The following is a 14,273-nucleotide window of genomic DNA, read 5'->3' on the forward strand; positions in this document are numbered from 1 at the left end:
ACCCAGGAAGGGGCCACGGCCGTTTCTGCGCCACCCGAATACCCGCGTCGCCGGGTGGAACCGGCCTCGCCCAACGCAAAGGGCGGCCCAACCGTTTCCGGTGGGCCGCCCTGTGTGCGCTACGGCGCTGTGCAGTGCGGAAGAGTGGACTCAGTAGAAGTGCACCGTGTCCACAAGGTGTGGGAGTTCGCCGCCGTCGAGGTAGGTCCGCAGGTTGCTGCAGAAGCGTTCGGTGATCAGCCGGTTTTCGGCGGCACTGAGCGCCGAGGTGTGCGGAGACACCATCACCCTCGGGTGGTTCCACAGCGGGCTGTCCTGCGGCAGCGGCTCCACGGCGAAGACATCGAGGCAGGCATAGGAGACCTGGCCGTTGCCCAGGGCCTCCAGAAGCGCCTCTTCATCCACCACGGTGCCGCGGCCCACGTTGACGAAGACCGTTCCGGGCTTCATGGCGGCGAAGACGTCGCGGCTGAAGAGCTTCTCGGTGTACGGCGTGCCGGGCAGGGTATTGACGACGGCGTCTGCGGTGCCCAGCAGGCCGGCGAGGCGGTCGTTGTCCGTGACCGTCTCGATCCCGTCGATGGCCTCCACGGTCCGCTTGGTCCCGCTGACGCTCATGCCCAGGGCGCGGGCGATCCGGGCGGTCTCGAGCCCGATCTCGCCGAGCCCGGTGACCACCAGGCGGGAGCCGTTGACCAGGCGGGTGGGGGTGCGGAGCTCGGGCCAAAGCTTGGCCGCCTGGTCCTGGGCCAGCTCGGCGCTGCGCTTGAAGCCGTTGAGGATGCCCAGGGCGGCGAATTCGGCGAGCGGCAGGGCGTGCACCCCGGCCGAGGTGGTGACCCTGAACTTCTGCAGCGTCGCGGCGTCCAGCCCCGATGCTTTCACGGCACCGCCGGCGCCGGCCGCCATGGCATGGATCCACTCAAGCCGGGGATTGCTGCCGGCGATCCGGGCGAGGCCTGCCGGGCTTTCGTTGGGGAGCCCGTACAGGACCTGGGCCTTGTTGAGCATGTCCCRGTAGCGCTCTTCCTGCTCCGGCGTCCGGCGGAAGTCCGGGTCACCCGCATGGTCGGCGGGAAAACGTTCCGGCGGCAAGAGCTCGGGGTCGTAGAGGACGGTCACGGACGGATCTACGGCGCGGATGCGGTCCACCAGCTCTGCTTCGAGCGGGACGGCGATCGCGACGGTGGTTTTGGGCGTCATAGTGTTCATCATACTGAATGGAGGCTAGGATGCTGAACAGAATCTCAAGATTAACCACGACGAAGTGAGGGCAACGCATGGAGATTGACCGCAGGGAGGCAGGGTTTGTCGGCCTCGGCCTGATGGGCGCGCCGATGGCCGCCAACCTCCTCGCGGCAGGATGGACCGTCACCGCCTGGAACCGTTCGCCGGCGGCGCTGGACGCCTTCGAGGCCCTGGGCGGCTCGCGCGTGGCCAGGGTCGAGACGCTTCGCGACCAGCCCGTCATTGTCTTCATGCTGCCGGATCTGTCCGACATTGAGGATGCGAGTGCCGCGCTCCTGGCCGGCTGGGCCGCCAGCCCGCCCGCGCCCGGAACCGCCGTCGTGGTGATGAGCAGCGTGTCGCCGTCCGGCGTGCGGGACTTCGGGGCACGGGTCGCCGAGGCGAGCGGGGGCAACGCCGTCGTCGTCGATGCGCCCGTCAGCGGCGGCACCAAAGGCGCGGCGGACGGCACCCTCGCCATCATGGCGGGCGCCAGCGACGGCGACTTCCGCCGGCTCCTGCCGCTCTTTGGCGCGATGGGCAGCACCGTGCGGCGGCTGGGACCGCTGGGATCGGGGTCGCTCGCCAAGGCGTGCAACCAGCTGATCGTGGGAACCACGACGGCGGCGCTCGCCGAGGCCGCGGAGCTCGCCGAACGCTCCGGCATGGAAGTGCCCGCGCTTTACGAGGTGCTCACGGGCGGACTGGCGGGCAGCCGGGTCCTGGACATCGTGGGCCCACGACTCGCCGCCAGGGACTACGAGCCCACCGGGCCCGCCAAGTTCATGCACAAGGACCTCTCCTTCGTGCTCGAAAGTGCCGCAGCCGCGGGTGCCGCAGTACCGATGGCGGCCGCCGGCGCCGAGCTCTACGCGGAACTCAAGCGCCAGGGGCTGGGGGACCGGGACCTCGCCGTCGTGCGGCAGGCCATTTCCAACCTCAGCGACAACGCGCGTGACAACCCCAGCGACAAGCCAACAGCCAACACAGCAGCAAAGACCAAATGAGGATCAGTGAACCATGAGCGGACTTTTTGACCTGACCGGGCGCGTGGCCCTGGTGACCGGTTCGAGCCGGGGAATCGGCAACGCCCTGGCCCGGGCCCTGGCCGACGCCGGCGCCACCGTGGTGCTCAACGGCATCAACCCCGAGCGGCTCAAGGCCGCCGAGGCCGCGATGGCCGCGGACTACGCGCCGGGCCGGGTGCACAGCTGCGCCTTCGACGTCACCAGCGACACCGGGGCCGCCCGGGGCATCGCCTGGGTGGAGGAGAACGTGGGCCCGCTGGACATCCTGGTCAACAACGCCGGCATCCAGCACCGGGTCCCGATGCTCGAGCTCGACGTGGCCGACTGGGAACGGGTCATCTCCACGGACCTGACCAGCGCGTTCCTGGTGGGGCGGGAAGCGGCCCGGCACATGATCCCGCGGGGCCGGGGCAAGATCATCAACATCTGCTCGGTCCAGACCGACCTCGCCCGGCCCACCATCGCGCCCTACATCGCGGCGAAGGGCGGCCTGCGGAACCTGACCCGGGCCATGACCGCGGAATGGGCCGCCTCGGGCCTGCAGATCAACGGGATCGCGCCGGGCTACATCCACACCGAGATGACCCAAAACCTTGTTGACGATGAGCAGTTCAACGCCTGGATCCTGGGCCGGACCCCCGCGCACCGCTGGGGGACCGTGCAGGACCTGGCCGGACCCGCCGTGTGGCTGGCCTCCGACGGATCCGACTTCGTCAATGGCCAGACCATCTTCATCGACGGCGGAATGACGGTGGTGGTTTGATGGGCGGCGTGGCAGCACTTCCGGCCACGGCCGCGGCGGTGGTGGCCCACGCGGCGGGCGATCTGCGGATCGAGGACATCCCCGTGCCCGCGCCGGCGCCCGATGAAGCCGTCATCGACGTCGCCTTCGGCGGCATCTGCGGCTCCGACCTGCACTACTGGCTGCACGGCGCCGCGGGCGAATCCGTCCTCAAGGCTCCCATGGTCCTGGGCCACGAGATCGTGGGGACCGTGATCCGCGCCGCCGCTGACGGCTCGGGGCCGGGGCCCGGCACGGCCGTCGCGGTGCATCCCGCCACGCCGGGCCCGGGCGGCGCCCGGTACCCGGCGGAGCGTCCGAATCTGTCGCCGGGCTGCACCTACCTGGGCAGCGCCGCGCGGTTTCCGCACACCAACGGCGCGTTCAGCCGGTATGTGAACCTGCCGGCCCGGATGCTCCGGCCGCTGCCGGCGGGGCTGGACCTGCAGACCGCGGCCCTGGCGGAACCGGCCAGCGTCGCCTGGCACGCCGTGGCGCGCGCCGGGGACGTGGCGGGAAAGACGGCGCTGGTGATCGGCAGCGGTCCCATCGGGGCCCTGGCCGTGGCCGTGCTCAAACGCGCCGGCGCCGGCCGGATCGTGGCCGTGGACATGCACGAGCGGCCGCTGGAGATAGCCCGCGCCGTGGGGGCCGACGCGGTCCTCAAGGGGGACGACGCCGGGGCGATCGCCGCGGTTGAGGCGGACGTCGTCATCGAGTCCTCGGGCAGCCACCGGGGCCTGGCCTCGGCGATCACGGGCGCGGTCCGTGGCGGCAGGGTGGTGATGGTGGGGCTGCTGCCTTCCGGCCCGCAGCCGGTCCTGATCTCCCTGGCCATTACGCGCGAGCTGGAGCTGGTGGGCTCCTTCCGCTTCAATGACGAAATCGACGACGTCATAGCGGCGCTCGCCGACGGCTCCCTGCGGGTGGACCCCGTCGTGACCCACACCTTTGGCCTGGACCGCGGACTGGAAGCGTTCGAGGTCGCCAGGAACGCGGCTGTCTCCGGGAAGGTGCTGCTGGACTTCAGGCCGGCACCGGCGTGAGGAGCGCCGCCGTCGGGGCCCGGAGGGCCAGTGGCGGGTTAGTGGCGCTCGACCGGGACAAACACCCGCGGCTGGTTCTTCCAGCTCGGCTCCATCTCCGAGATGGTCTCGCGCATGATCCGGTTCGAGGCCTCGCGGGCGGCGGCGGCATCCCCGGCGGCGATGGCCTCGGCGACCTCCACGTGCCAGCGCAGCGCCGTCTCCCGCGGGTGGTCCGGCATCAGGCCGTGGATGGTGCGGCCGGTCAGCGTCTCGGTCACCTGGCCCACCATGTTGGCGAACATCTCGTTGCCCGAGCCGGTCAGCAGCAGGGAATGGAACAGGATGTCCAGCTCGAGGAACCGGGGCACGTCCCCGGCCTGCCCGGCGTCGCGCATGGCGTGCGAGATCTCCACGAGTTCGCGGCGGAGCTCCTCGGGGGCGTTGGCCGCGGCCAGCTCGGCGGCCACCGGCTCGACGGCGGTGCGGAGCTCGGCCAGGGAGCGCAGCTGGGCGCCGCGGCCATCGCCGGCCAGCCGCCAGCGGATCACGAGCGGGTCGAAGGGGTTCCAACGGTTCGAGGGCAGCACCCGGATGCCGACGCGTTTGATGGTCTCCACCAGGCCCAGGGACTGGAGGACCCGGACCGCCTCCCGGACCACCGAGCGGGAGACCTTGAGTTCGTCTTCAAGGTGCTCGGCAAGCATGACGTGCCCGGCCGGAAGCTCGCCGGCCACGATCCGGGTCCCGAGGTGCTCAATGGCGCGGTGGTGGAGGCTGGTTGACATAGTCGTAAGCATAATGCGGTGGGCCTGGTCCGGGCCGACCGGAGTGGCGGGCGCCGGTGATCATAGACTGTTTATGACGCGCAGCATTCCGCTCCGTGGGCGCGGCTTTCCCGCGGCCCGCGGAAATACATATGGTTTAAGGACAGCCACAATCCTCAAGAGTGGGTTCCGCCCTCCGCGGCGCGACCTGCCGAGTCCTAGATGAACGTCTGAGACGAATCGCCGTACACGTGGTCTACAGAAATCACCGTGTACAAAAATGAATTGGAGTTTTTGATGTCAGCACACATCGGTGTTACCGGCCTCGCGGTGATGGGGGCCAACCTCGCACGCAACCTGGCCCGGAACGGCTTCACCGTTGCCCTGCACAACCGGTCCGTGGAAAAGACAGACACCCTTCTCGCCAAATACGGCGATGAGGGCGACTTCGTCCGCACCGAGACCCTCCAGGAACTCGTTGATTCGCTGGAGAAGCCGCGCCGCGTCCTGATCATGGTCAAGGCCGGCAAGCCGGTGGACTCCGTGATCGAACAGCTCGAGCCGCTGCTGGAAGCGGGCGACATCATCATCGACGCCGGCAACTCGCACTACGAGGACACCCGCCGCCGCGAGGCTGCGCTCGCCAAGAAGGACCTGCACTTCGTCGGCATCGGTGTCTCCGGTGGCGAGGAGGGTGCCCTCAACGGCCCCTCAATCATGCCGGGCGGTTCCAAGGAGTCCTACGACGCCCTCGGCCCGCTGCTGGAAAAGATCGCCGCGCACGTCGACGGTCAGCCCTGCTGCGCCTGGATCGGCACCGACGGCGCCGGCCACTTCGTCAAGATGGTCCACAACGGCATCGAATACGCCGACATGCAGGTCATTGGAGAGGCCTTCGACCTCCTGCGCTCCGGCGCCGGGATCGAACCGGCCGAGCAGGCCAAGATCTTCGAAGAGTGGAACAAGGGTGACCTCGCCTCCTTCCTGATTGAAATCTCCGCCGAGGTCCTCGGCCACGTCGATGCGAAGACCGGTAAGCCGTTCGTCGACGTCGTGGTGGATGCCGCCGGCCAGAAGGGCACGGGCCGCTGGACGGTCATCTCCGCCCTTGAGCTCGGCTCCCCGACGTCGGGCATCGCCGAGTCCGTCTTCGCCCGGGCCCTGTCCTCCCAGGCCGAGCAGCGCGTGCTGGCACAGGAGCTGCTGGCTGGCGGCGAGGCCGCCGTCGAGGTCCCCGAGAGCTTCGTCGAGGACGTCCGCCAGGCGCTCTACGCCTCCAAGCTGGTCTCCTACGCCCAGGGACTGGACATGCTCACCTCCGCGGCCAAGGAATACGGCTGGGACCTGAAGCTGGATGAAATCGCCTCGCTGTGGCGCGGCGGCTGCATCATCCGCGCGGAACTGCTCAAGGAGATCACCAAGGCCTACGCCGCTGCGGAGAAGCCGGCCAACCTGCTCTTCGCCCCGGCGTTCACCAAGGCGATCGCCGAAGTCCTTCCGGCCTGGCGCCGGGTGGTGTCCACCGCGGTGCAGCTCGGCATCCCGGTGCCGGTGTTCTCCTCCTCGCTGGCCTACTACGACGGCCTGCGCCGCAAGCGCCTGCCGGCCGCCGTCATCCAGGGCCAGCGTGACCTCTTCGGGGCGCACACCTACGGCCGCGTTGACGCCGAGGGCACTTTCCACACCCTCTGGGGCGAGGACAAGTCCGAGATCGAGGCAGTCGACACCCACTGACCCACCCCGTTCCAACGCGACGGCCGGTACTTTCCAGATACGCTGGGAGGCGCCGGCCGTCCGTGTTTCCGCACCGCTCCTGCCCCAGGAGTTCAGCGCCCAAGGAGTTCAACTCATGCCCCAGCCCGTAGCGTTTGTCACCGGTGCCTCCACCGGCATCGGCTTCGAAACCGCGAAAAAGCTTGCCTCGGCCGGCTTCACCGTTTATGCCGGGGCCCGCCGTGTGGAGCTGATGGAGCCGCTGAAGGCATCCGGGGTCAAGGTGGTGGCGCTGGACGTGACCGATGAGGCGTCGATGAGCGCCGTCGTCGGGGACGTGCTGGCCGCGCACGGCCGGAYCGACGTCCTGGTCAACAACGCCGGCTACGGGACGTACGGGTCGCTCGAGGAGGTCGAACTGGCTGAGGGCCGCCGGCAGTTCGACGTGAACGTCTTCGGCCTGGCGCGCATGACGCAGCTCGTGATCCCCGCCATGCGGGCCGCCCGTGCCGGCAGGATCATCAACATCTCATCGATCGGCGGCAAAATGTACGAGCCGCTGGGTGCCTGGTATCATGCGACCAAGTTCGCCGTGGAGGGCCTGAGCGATTCGCTGCGGCTCGAGCTCAAGCCGCACGGTATTGATGTGGCCGTCATCGAGCCGGCCGGGACGCAGTCCGAGTGGGGCGCCATTGCGGCGCAGGGGCTGCTGGCCAGCTCCGGAAACGGCCCTTATGCGGCCCAGGCCAAGGTGGTGGCGGCGGCGTTGGGCACCACGGACAACCCCGCAACGTCGTCGCGGCCCGAGCTCGCTGCCGAGGCGATCCTGCACGCCGCGACCGCCCAGCGGCCCAGGACCCGCTACCCGGTGGGTGCCAGCGCCCGCGGGATCCTGCTGCTGCGCCACCTGCTGCCGGACCGGGCGTTCGACGCCGTCCTGTGGAACATCTACAAGAGGTTCCCGGGTAAGGCTGCCTAGGTACCCGGTTCAGTCGGGAGCCGGTCCAGAGCCCGGTCTAGATCCGGTATTCGATCAGGTATTCGGCAGGGTCGACGGCGGGCTTGGTCTCGCGCTGCGCGTCGCGGTGGCGCCAGGTGGCCGGCACGCCGGTGACGATTGATTCGGCCGGGGCGTCCTTGACCACCACGGCGTTGGCGCCGACGGCGCTGTCCCGGCCGATCGTGATGGGGCCCAGGATCTTGGCGCCCGCGCCGATCACCACACGGTCCTCGATGGTGGGGTGGCGTTTGATCTTGGCGAGCGAACGGCCGCCGAGGGTCACGCCGTGGTAGATCATGACGTCCTCGCCGATCTCGGCCGTCTCGCCGATGACGACACCCATGCCGTGGTCGATGAAGAAGCGCCGGCCGATGGTCGCGCCGGGATGGATCTCGATGCCGGTCAGGAACCGGGCGAGCTGGGAGATCAGCCGCGCCGGGAACCGCAGTGCCGGGTTTTGCCACAGCCGGTGCGTCAGGCGGTGGAACCAGATCGCGTGCAGGCCGGAATAGGCGAAGAAGTTCTCAAAAGAACCTCGAGCCGCCGGGTCGTGGGACCGGGCGGCGTCGAGGTCTTCCTTCAGTCTTGCGAAGAAGCTCACAAAGACCTTTCTGGGCAATCGTGGGTCAGCGGACTTAGCCGCGGATGTCGTCGTACAGCACGGTGGAGATGTAGCGCTCACCAAAGTCGCAAACCACAGCAACAATGAGTTTACCGGCGTTCTCCGGGCGCTTGGCGAGCTCCAGGGCCGCCCAGACGATGGCGCCGGAGGAGATGCCGCCCAGGATGCCTTCCTTGATGCCGAGTTCGCGCGCCACACGGACGGAATCTTCCAGCGTGGCGTCGATGACCTCGTCATAGACGTTGGTGTCCAGGATGTCGGGGACGAAGTTCGCGCCGAGGCCCTGGATTTTGTGCGGGCCGGGGGCGCCGCCGTTGAGGATGGCGGAGTCCTTCGGCTCGACGGCCACGATCTGGACCTCCGGCTTGCGTTCCTTCAGGACCTGTCCGACGCCGGTGACGGTGCCGCCGGTGCCGACGCCGGCGACGAAGATGTCCACCTTGCCGTTGGTGTCGGCCCAGACTTCCTCGGCCGTCGTGCGGCGGTGGATCTCCGGGTTGGCCTCGTTGGCGAACTGCTGGGCCCAGATGGAGTTCTCCGTGTTGGCCACGATCTCCTGGGCTTTCTCCACGGCGCCGCGCATGCCCTCGGAACCGGGGGTCAGGACAATCTCGGCGCCGTACGCGCGCAGCATGACCCGGCGCTCGGTGGACATGGTCTCGGGCATGGTCAGGATGACCTTGTAGCCGCGGGCCGCGCCCACCATGGCCAGGGCGATTCCGGTGTTGCCGGACGTGCCTTCGACAATGGTGCCGCCGGGCTTGAGGGCACCGGACTTCTCGGCAGCGTCAACGATCGCGACGCCGATCCGGTCCTTGACGCTGTTGGCCGGGTTGTAGAACTCCAGCTTGACGGCCACGGTGGCGTCAAGGCCTTCGGTCAGCCGGTTCAGCCGGACCAGCGGAGTTCCGCCTACCAGCTGGGTTACATCGTCATAGATCGGTGCCATGTATGTATGCCTGTCTTTGAAGAGGGTTGACTGAGGTCAGCCTAACGAGCGCCTACAGGCCCTAGCTAAGCATTAAGCCATGCAGAGTAATATTTCCTCGCCTTGGCCAGCTTGGGGTTAATGATGACCTGGCAGTAGCCCTGCTCCGGGTATTTGGCGAAGTAGTCCTGGTGGATTTCCTCGGCCACATGGAACTGGGGCAGCCGGCTGACCTCGGTGACGATCGGGTGCCGCCACAGGGACTGGTTCCGCTCGATCGCCTCCTCGAACACGATCTTTTCCTCGGTGGTCTCGTAGAACATTGAGGAACGGTACTGTGTCCCGACGTCGTAGCCCTGCCGGTTCAGCGTGGTGGGGTCGTGGAGGGCGAAGAACATGTCCAGGATGACCTCGGCGGGAATGACGTCCTCGTCGAATGTCACTGCCACCACCTCGGCGTGGCCTGTGGTCCCGGAACACACAGAGTAGTAGTCGGGGCTGCGGTCATGGCCTCCGGTGTAGCCCGACACGACTGAGCTGACGCCCTTGGTTTTCTGGTAGACGGCGTCGAGGCACCAGAAGCAGCCTCCGCCGAGGACAAAAGTTCTCATGATCTCTTCAATGGTTCGAGGGCCCCGATGATTCCCCACCCACCTTACGAGAGTGTTACGAGTGACCGGGCCGCCCGCGGATAGGGTAAAAATGGGGGTATGGAACCTGTGAACACCGATGTTTCAGCGGAATCCGACCGCCCTGCTGCCGCCGTCGACGCCGGTACCGGCACCGGGGAGGACACCGGCGCCGCGACGCTGGGCCTGATCCAGCTGGCGGTGGAGGAGCTCTGGCCCGAATCCCTGGCGGAGGACTGGGACGAGGTGGGTCTGGTGGCCGGCCACCCGAACGCCGAGGTGCACCGGGTCATGTTCGCGGTCGATCCGACAATTGACGTGATCGAGGAAGCGATCGACTTCGGTGCCGAGCTGCTCATCACGCACCATCCGCTGCTGCTCAAGGGCGTGACGTCCGTGGCCGCGAATACGGCCAMGGGCAAGGCAGTGCACCGCCTCATCGAGTCCGGGACCGCGCTGCTGACCGTGCACACCAACGGTGACTCCGCCGTCGGGGGCGTTTCCGACGTCCTGGCGGACGCGCTGGGCCTGCAGAACGTGGCCCCGCTGATGCCGGCCGCGAACGGGCTCCCCGAGGAAGGCATTGGCCGCGTCGGCGACCTCGACGAGGTCCTGACGCTGGGTGATTTCGCGGCCCGCGTGTACGGCATCCTGCCCTCGGTGGCCGGCGGTGTGCGTGTCTCGGGGGACCGGGACGGGCTGATCCGGCGGGTGGCTGTCTGCGGCGGCGCCGGCGATTCGCTCTTCGGCGAGGTGCGGGCGAGCAACGCGGACGTCTACGTCACGGCGGACCTGCGGCACCACCCGGCATCGGAAGCCCGGGAGGCGGCGGTCAACGACCGGCCGTACCTGATCGACGTTTCCCACTTCGCCAGTGAATGGCTGTGGCTGCCTGCGGCCGCCGAAGCGCTGGGCAATGTGCTCACCGACCAGGGCCACGACGTCGAGATCCGGGTCAGCAGCACCAACAGCGACCCGTGGGACTTCATTCTGACACCGGGCTAAGCCTGGCGTGCGAGGGGCCCCGGGTGAGCGTAGCGAGGCCGGGGAGTACGCTAGGCGCTAGAGTCTAAGGAGCGCCGGGACGGTGCCCGGCTTCGGCCGGATTGGATTTAGCGGAGGTAAATAGTGGCCAAGGCAGCACCGGCGGAACAGTTGAAGTTGCTCGAATTGCAGGGGCTCGATGCCAAGCTCAAGTCCTTGTCCAACCGCCGGCGAAGCCTTGAAAGCGATTCCCGCATMACGGACCTGGAAGCCGCCCTCAGCGTGGCCAACGGTGAGCTCGGTGCCGCTAAGGTGGCCGTCCACGATGCTGAACTGGAGCTCAAGCGCTCAGAGGCCGACGTCGAGCAAGTCGCCTCCCGGATCGAACGCGACGAGGCCAGGCTCAACAGCGGCACGGGGCTGTCCAAGGACCTCGTCGCCCTGCAGCGGGACCTCGTATCGCTGAACAAGCGCCGCTCGGACCTCGAGGACGTGGAGCTCGAAGTCCTTGAACGGCTCGACTCGCTCCGCGCCCGCCAGGCGGCCCAGCAGCAGATTGTGGACGACATCCAGGGCTCCTTCGGCTCCATCCGTGCGGAGCTGGACGAGCAGCTGGCCGAGATCGCCGCCGAAGCCACGGTGGTGCGCGGGCAGCGTGCCGAGTTCGCCGCCGGACTCGACGCCGGAATGCTCGCCGTCTACGAGAAGACCCTGGCCAAGCGCGGCGTCGGCGCTGCCCGGCTCTTCCACGGCACCTCGGAAGGCTCCGGCATGCACCTGAGCCCGGGCGACCTGGCCGAGATCAAGGCCGCGGCCGAGGACGACATCGTGTTCTGCCCGGACTCCGGCTGCATCCTGGTGCGCTCGTCCGAGTGGGCCTAAGCACCCGCCTGCGCCTCAGCTCGGCAGGATAATGTTCAGGGTGTGCGGCTTCCGGTCCGTGCCCTCAACGAGTTCGGCAACCCACTTCTCCGCCGCCGCCTTCTGCAACTGTGCGGGGGTTTGGGGCGCCTTGCCCCGGCGGCTGAGCAAATGCCGTGCCAGTTCGCCCCGGGTGTGCTTGGCAAAGTGGCTGACCACCTTGCGCACGCCCGCGGTCTCGGTGAAGACGTTCACGGCCACCGTCTGTACCGGCGGGGGAGTCCACGCCGCGGCGTAGGTGCTCGACCGGCAATCCACTAACAGCTCACCCGTAGTGGCCGCCGCCAGGGCGTCGTTCAGTTGCGGCTTCCAGAATGAGGCGAGCCGTCCGACGTCGGGCAGCGAAGTCCCCATCGACAGCCGGTAGGCGGGCACGCGGTCGGCGAAGCGGATGGCTCCCCACAGGGCGGAGACCACCAGCACCGATTMGTCGGCCTTCCTCCGCTGCGCCGGGGTCAGCGTGTTGTAGCCGAGGGCGTCAAAGAGCACCCCGGAATACACCTGGTGGGCCGGGGCGGCAGGTTCCGCGTGCAGCCGCGTATTGCGTTCGACGTCGGCGCTCAGGGAGGCGCCGACGCCCAGCAGCGCCAGCGCGTCCTCGTGGGCGCTGACGGTGCCGAGCGCCTCCAGGACCTTGGCGCGGGAGCTGTTGAGGGCGGGAAAGCTCAAGGCGCCCCAGTCGGCGGCGTCCCCGCGCACAGCGGGAGTCTTGCCCTCGGAGGGCGGCAACAGAATTAGCACCGTACGATCCTACCGGCGGCGCGTTCCGCGGGCGCCGCAGTACGCGGCCGGCGGTGGCGGGTTCAGGCGAGGTTGTGGCCCAGGAATGAGAACACCTCGGGCAGCACGGTCCGCCAGTAGCTGTAGTCGTGGCCGCCGGGCCGGAAACCACCCTCCACGTCGCCCTTCAGCCCTGCACGGTAGGCACGAACCGTGGCGGCAAGCGCGTCCCCTGTGCCGCAATCGATCCGCTTGGGCACCGCCGCGAGCCGGGACCGGAGCGCGAACACGTCATGGGCCGCGAAGTCAGCCGGGCTGTCGAATGCTGTGTCCATGCGTGCGTCGTAGTTGTCCCAGACCGCCGGACTCATGGCGGCGACGGCGCGAATTCCGGGCAGCCGGCCCTGGGAGGCCAGCAGGAGCGAACCGAAGCCTCCCATGGAGAGACCGAAGAGGCCGATCCTGCCAAGGTCGTAGCCCCGCTTGCCCAGGAACGGGACAAACTCCTTCACCAGCATCGACTGGGTGTCGCTGCCGTCGGCGCGGGGGTGCCACCAGGTGTTTCCGCCGTCCACCGCGGCGATCGCGAAGGGCGCGCCGCCGGCGTCGAGGTGCCGTTGGAGGGCCTTATGCGCCGATAAGCCCTCGAACAGTGCCTTGTGGCTGCCGTGGAGTCCGTGAAGAAAGACAGCCACGGGCAATTCGGGCCGCGCGCCGCCGGGCGGCAATTCGGGTGCGGCCAGCGACCAATGGCTGGCGATGCCGGGGCGGAAAGCCGAGACGAACGAACCCGTGCTGGTCCGGACCGTCAGCGCGCCGGCGCCGGCCCGCGGCCCTGACGCCGTCGGGCTGGCTGGGCTCGCTGGCGCGGGCGGAGACGTCTCGGGATGCGCGATGCCCTCTGTGCAGGCAGAGAGCGCGGACGCGCCAAGGCCGATTCCTGCCAGCTCAAGCAGCCGGCGCCGGGTCAGGGCAGATTTGTCCATCCCTCGATAATAGGCCCGGGGGGACGCTACGCCGCTTTGATTGGTGGCGTCGTTGTCGGTGCCTCTGGCGTCGCCGTCGCCGAGATCGCCGTCTTGGCCACATGGTCCTCGCGTGCCAGGAAAGCGGCCAGTTCGGCGATGGTGCTCATCAGAGGCGCCGGGAAGACGACGGTTGAGTTCTTGTCCACCCCGATCTCCACAAGGGACTGAAGATTCCGCAACTGCAGGGCGACCGGGTGGGCCATCATCGTGTCAGATGCCGCGCCGAGGGCCACGGCGGCGATCGCCTCTCCTTCGGCCGAAATGATCTTGGCCCGCTTCTCCCGCTCGGCCTCCGCCTGCCGGGCCATCGCCCGCTTCATGCTCTCCGGGAGCTGGATGTCCTTGAGTTCGACGAGCGTCACTTCGACACCCCATTCCAGGGTCATCGCGTCCAGGATTATCCGAATGTCGCTGTTGATGCGCTCAGTCTCCGACAGCGTCTGGTCCAGGCTGTGGCGGCCGACCACTTTCCGCAGGGTGGTCTGGGCGATCTGGTTGATGGCCGCGGCCACGTCTTCGATCGCCACGACGGACTTCACGGAGTCGATCACCCGGTAGTACGCCACTGCCGAGATATCGACGCTGACGTTGTCCTGGGTGATGATGCCCTGTGACTGGATCGGCATTGTCACGATCCGCAGGCTCACCAGCTGAAGCCGGTCCACCACCGGGATGATGAACCGCAGGCCGGGCATCCGTACCGCGACCACCCGGCCCAGACGGAACAGGACGCCCTGTTCGTACTGGCGCACAATCTTGATCGACATCTTGGCGAGAATAGCCACCAGGACGATGGCCAACAGCCAGATGATGATGGCGGTCCAGTTCATCGGGATCACTCTTTCTTGACTAGCAGGAACCCTGCTTAAATTCTCCCACCGGCAGCCCCGAAAGTCCGTG

General features: G+C 68.1%; 15 protein-coding genes. 7 read left to right on the forward strand and 8 right to left on the reverse strand.

The window, feature by feature from the left end; genetic code table 11:
- Nucleotides 1-150: 150 nt before the first annotated feature.
- Nucleotides 151-1,215, reverse strand: coding sequence for a D-2-hydroxyacid dehydrogenase (locus AC1D1S_RS07120; RefSeq protein ID WP_476994103.1), 1,065 nt, complete (start codon nt 1,213-1,215; stop codon nt 151-153).
- 65 nt (nt 1,216-1,280) lie between these two features.
- Between AC1D1S_RS07120 and AC1D1S_RS07125 the strand changes: the two genes are divergently transcribed.
- Genes AC1D1S_RS07125 through AC1D1S_RS07135 form a run of 3 tightly spaced genes read left to right on the forward strand, consistent with a single transcriptional unit; the run spans nt 1,281 to nt 4,082 of the window.
- Nucleotides 1,281-2,234 (forward strand): NAD(P)-dependent oxidoreductase, encoded by a 954-nt coding sequence (locus AC1D1S_RS07125; protein ID WP_476994104.1) that lies wholly within the window; start codon nt 1,281-1,283, stop codon nt 2,232-2,234.
- 13 nt (nt 2,235-2,247) lie between these two features.
- The gene (locus tag AC1D1S_RS07130) at nt 2,248-3,018 is read left to right on the forward strand and encodes an SDR family oxidoreductase (RefSeq protein WP_079554757.1); all 771 of its coding nucleotides are present in this window, start codon (nt 2,248-2,250) and stop codon (nt 3,016-3,018) included.
- Nucleotides 3,018-4,082: an L-idonate 5-dehydrogenase gene (locus AC1D1S_RS07135; protein WP_476994105.1), complete on the forward strand. Its 1,065-nt coding sequence runs from the start codon at nt 3,018-3,020 to the stop codon at nt 4,080-4,082. Before AC1D1S_RS07130 ends, AC1D1S_RS07135 begins: the two co-directional genes overlap by 1 nt.
- 38 nt (nt 4,083-4,120) lie before the next feature.
- Here the strand turns inward: AC1D1S_RS07135 and AC1D1S_RS07140 are convergent, their stop codons facing one another.
- Nucleotides 4,121-4,849 carry a FadR/GntR family transcriptional regulator gene (locus AC1D1S_RS07140; RefSeq protein WP_476994106.1) on the reverse strand — a complete coding sequence of 243 codons (729 nt, stop codon included), beginning with the start codon at nt 4,847-4,849 and terminating at the stop codon, nt 4,121-4,123.
- 276 nt (nt 4,850-5,125) lie between these two features.
- On the opposite strand from AC1D1S_RS07140, the gene gndA reads away from it, so the two are divergent.
- Both gndA and AC1D1S_RS07150 read left to right on the forward strand, forming a co-directional pair.
- Nucleotides 5,126-6,562, forward strand: a complete 1,437-nt coding sequence (gndA, locus tag AC1D1S_RS07145; RefSeq protein ID WP_018773415.1) for an NADP-dependent phosphogluconate dehydrogenase — start codon at nt 5,126-5,128, stop codon at nt 6,560-6,562.
- Nucleotides 6,563-6,677: 115 nt separating this feature from the next.
- Nucleotides 6,678-7,520: an oxidoreductase gene (locus tag AC1D1S_RS07150; protein WP_476994107.1), complete on the forward strand. Its 843-nt coding sequence runs from the start codon at nt 6,678-6,680 to the stop codon at nt 7,518-7,520.
- Between the two features lie 37 nt (nt 7,521-7,557).
- On the opposite strand, the gene epsC is transcribed toward AC1D1S_RS07150, so the two are convergent.
- The 3 genes from epsC to msrA all read right to left on the reverse strand — a co-directional run bounded on the left by epsC (nt 7,558) and on the right by msrA (nt 9,702).
- Nucleotides 7,558-8,142 carry a serine O-acetyltransferase EpsC gene (gene epsC / locus AC1D1S_RS07155; protein ID WP_018773413.1) on the reverse strand — a complete coding sequence of 195 codons (585 nt, stop codon included), beginning with the start codon at nt 8,140-8,142 and terminating at the stop codon, nt 7,558-7,560.
- A gap of 34 nt (nt 8,143-8,176) precedes the next feature.
- Complete coding sequence (gene cysK, locus AC1D1S_RS07160) at nt 8,177-9,112, reverse strand: cysteine synthase A (protein ID WP_459385078.1); 936 nt, start codon at nt 9,110-9,112, stop codon at nt 8,177-8,179.
- Nucleotides 9,113-9,177: 65 nt separating this feature from the next.
- Nucleotides 9,178-9,702, reverse strand: a complete 525-nt coding sequence (gene msrA, locus AC1D1S_RS07165) for a peptide-methionine (S)-S-oxide reductase MsrA (protein ID WP_476944046.1) — start codon at nt 9,700-9,702, stop codon at nt 9,178-9,180.
- A gap of 99 nt (nt 9,703-9,801) precedes the next feature.
- Here msrA and AC1D1S_RS07170 point away from each other — a divergent pair, with 99 nt between their 5' ends.
- Together AC1D1S_RS07170 and AC1D1S_RS07175 are read left to right on the forward strand one after the other, a co-directional pair.
- Complete coding sequence (locus tag AC1D1S_RS07170) at nt 9,802-10,725, forward strand: Nif3-like dinuclear metal center hexameric protein (RefSeq protein ID WP_476994108.1); 924 nt, start codon at nt 9,802-9,804, stop codon at nt 10,723-10,725.
- Nucleotides 10,726-10,848: 123 nt separating this feature from the next.
- The gene (locus AC1D1S_RS07175) at nt 10,849-11,586 is read left to right on the forward strand and encodes a zinc ribbon domain-containing protein (RefSeq protein ID WP_243177190.1); all 738 of its coding nucleotides are present in this window, start codon (nt 10,849-10,851) and stop codon (nt 11,584-11,586) included.
- A gap of 15 nt (nt 11,587-11,601) precedes the next feature.
- On the opposite strand, the gene AC1D1S_RS07180 is transcribed toward AC1D1S_RS07175, so the two are convergent.
- The 3 genes from AC1D1S_RS07180 to AC1D1S_RS07190 form a co-directional block, all read right to left on the reverse strand.
- Complete coding sequence (locus AC1D1S_RS07180; protein ID WP_476994109.1) at nt 11,602-12,366, reverse strand: YaaA family protein; 765 nt, start codon at nt 12,364-12,366, stop codon at nt 11,602-11,604.
- A 62-nt stretch (nt 12,367-12,428) separates the two neighbouring features.
- The gene (locus AC1D1S_RS07185) at nt 12,429-13,331 is read right to left on the reverse strand and encodes an alpha/beta hydrolase (RefSeq protein WP_243177192.1); all 903 of its coding nucleotides are present in this window, start codon (nt 13,329-13,331) and stop codon (nt 12,429-12,431) included.
- A 26-nt stretch (nt 13,332-13,357) separates the two neighbouring features.
- Nucleotides 13,358-14,203: a slipin family protein gene (locus AC1D1S_RS07190; protein ID WP_243177193.1), complete on the reverse strand. Its 846-nt coding sequence runs from the start codon at nt 14,201-14,203 to the stop codon at nt 13,358-13,360.
- Nucleotides 14,204-14,273 lie beyond the last annotated feature (70 nt).

This window comes from Arthrobacter sp. P1_A5, assembly GCF_056406825.1.

What these genes read in the sequence shown, in the direction of transcription:
- AC1D1S_RS07125 (WP_476994104.1), top strand. Translation starts at nt 1,281, where the DNA reads ATGGAGATTGACCGCAGGGAGGCAGGGTTTGTCGGCCTCGGCCTGATG.
- cysK (WP_459385078.1), bottom strand. Translation starts at nt 9,112, where the DNA reads ATGGCACCGATCTATGACGATGTAACCCAGCTGGTAGGCGGAACTCCG.
- AC1D1S_RS07140 (WP_476994106.1), bottom strand. Translation starts at nt 4,849, where the DNA reads ATGTCAACCAGCCTCCACCACCGCGCCATTGAGCACCTCGGGACCCGG.
- AC1D1S_RS07135 (WP_476994105.1), top strand. Translation starts at nt 3,018, where the DNA reads ATGGGCGGCGTGGCAGCACTTCCGGCCACGGCCGCGGCGGTGGTGGCC.
- AC1D1S_RS07190 (WP_243177193.1), bottom strand. Translation starts at nt 14,203, where the DNA reads ATGAACTGGACCGCCATCATCATCTGGCTGTTGGCCATCGTCCTGGTG.
- gndA (WP_018773415.1), top strand. Translation starts at nt 5,126, where the DNA reads ATGTCAGCACACATCGGTGTTACCGGCCTCGCGGTGATGGGGGCCAAC.
- msrA (WP_476944046.1), bottom strand. Translation starts at nt 9,702, where the DNA reads ATGAGAACTTTTGTCCTCGGCGGAGGCTGCTTCTGGTGCCTCGACGCC.
- AC1D1S_RS07130 (WP_079554757.1), top strand. Translation starts at nt 2,248, where the DNA reads ATGAGCGGACTTTTTGACCTGACCGGGCGCGTGGCCCTGGTGACCGGT.
- AC1D1S_RS07185 (WP_243177192.1), bottom strand. Translation starts at nt 13,331, where the DNA reads ATGGACAAATCTGCCCTGACCCGGCGCCGGCTGCTTGAGCTGGCAGGA.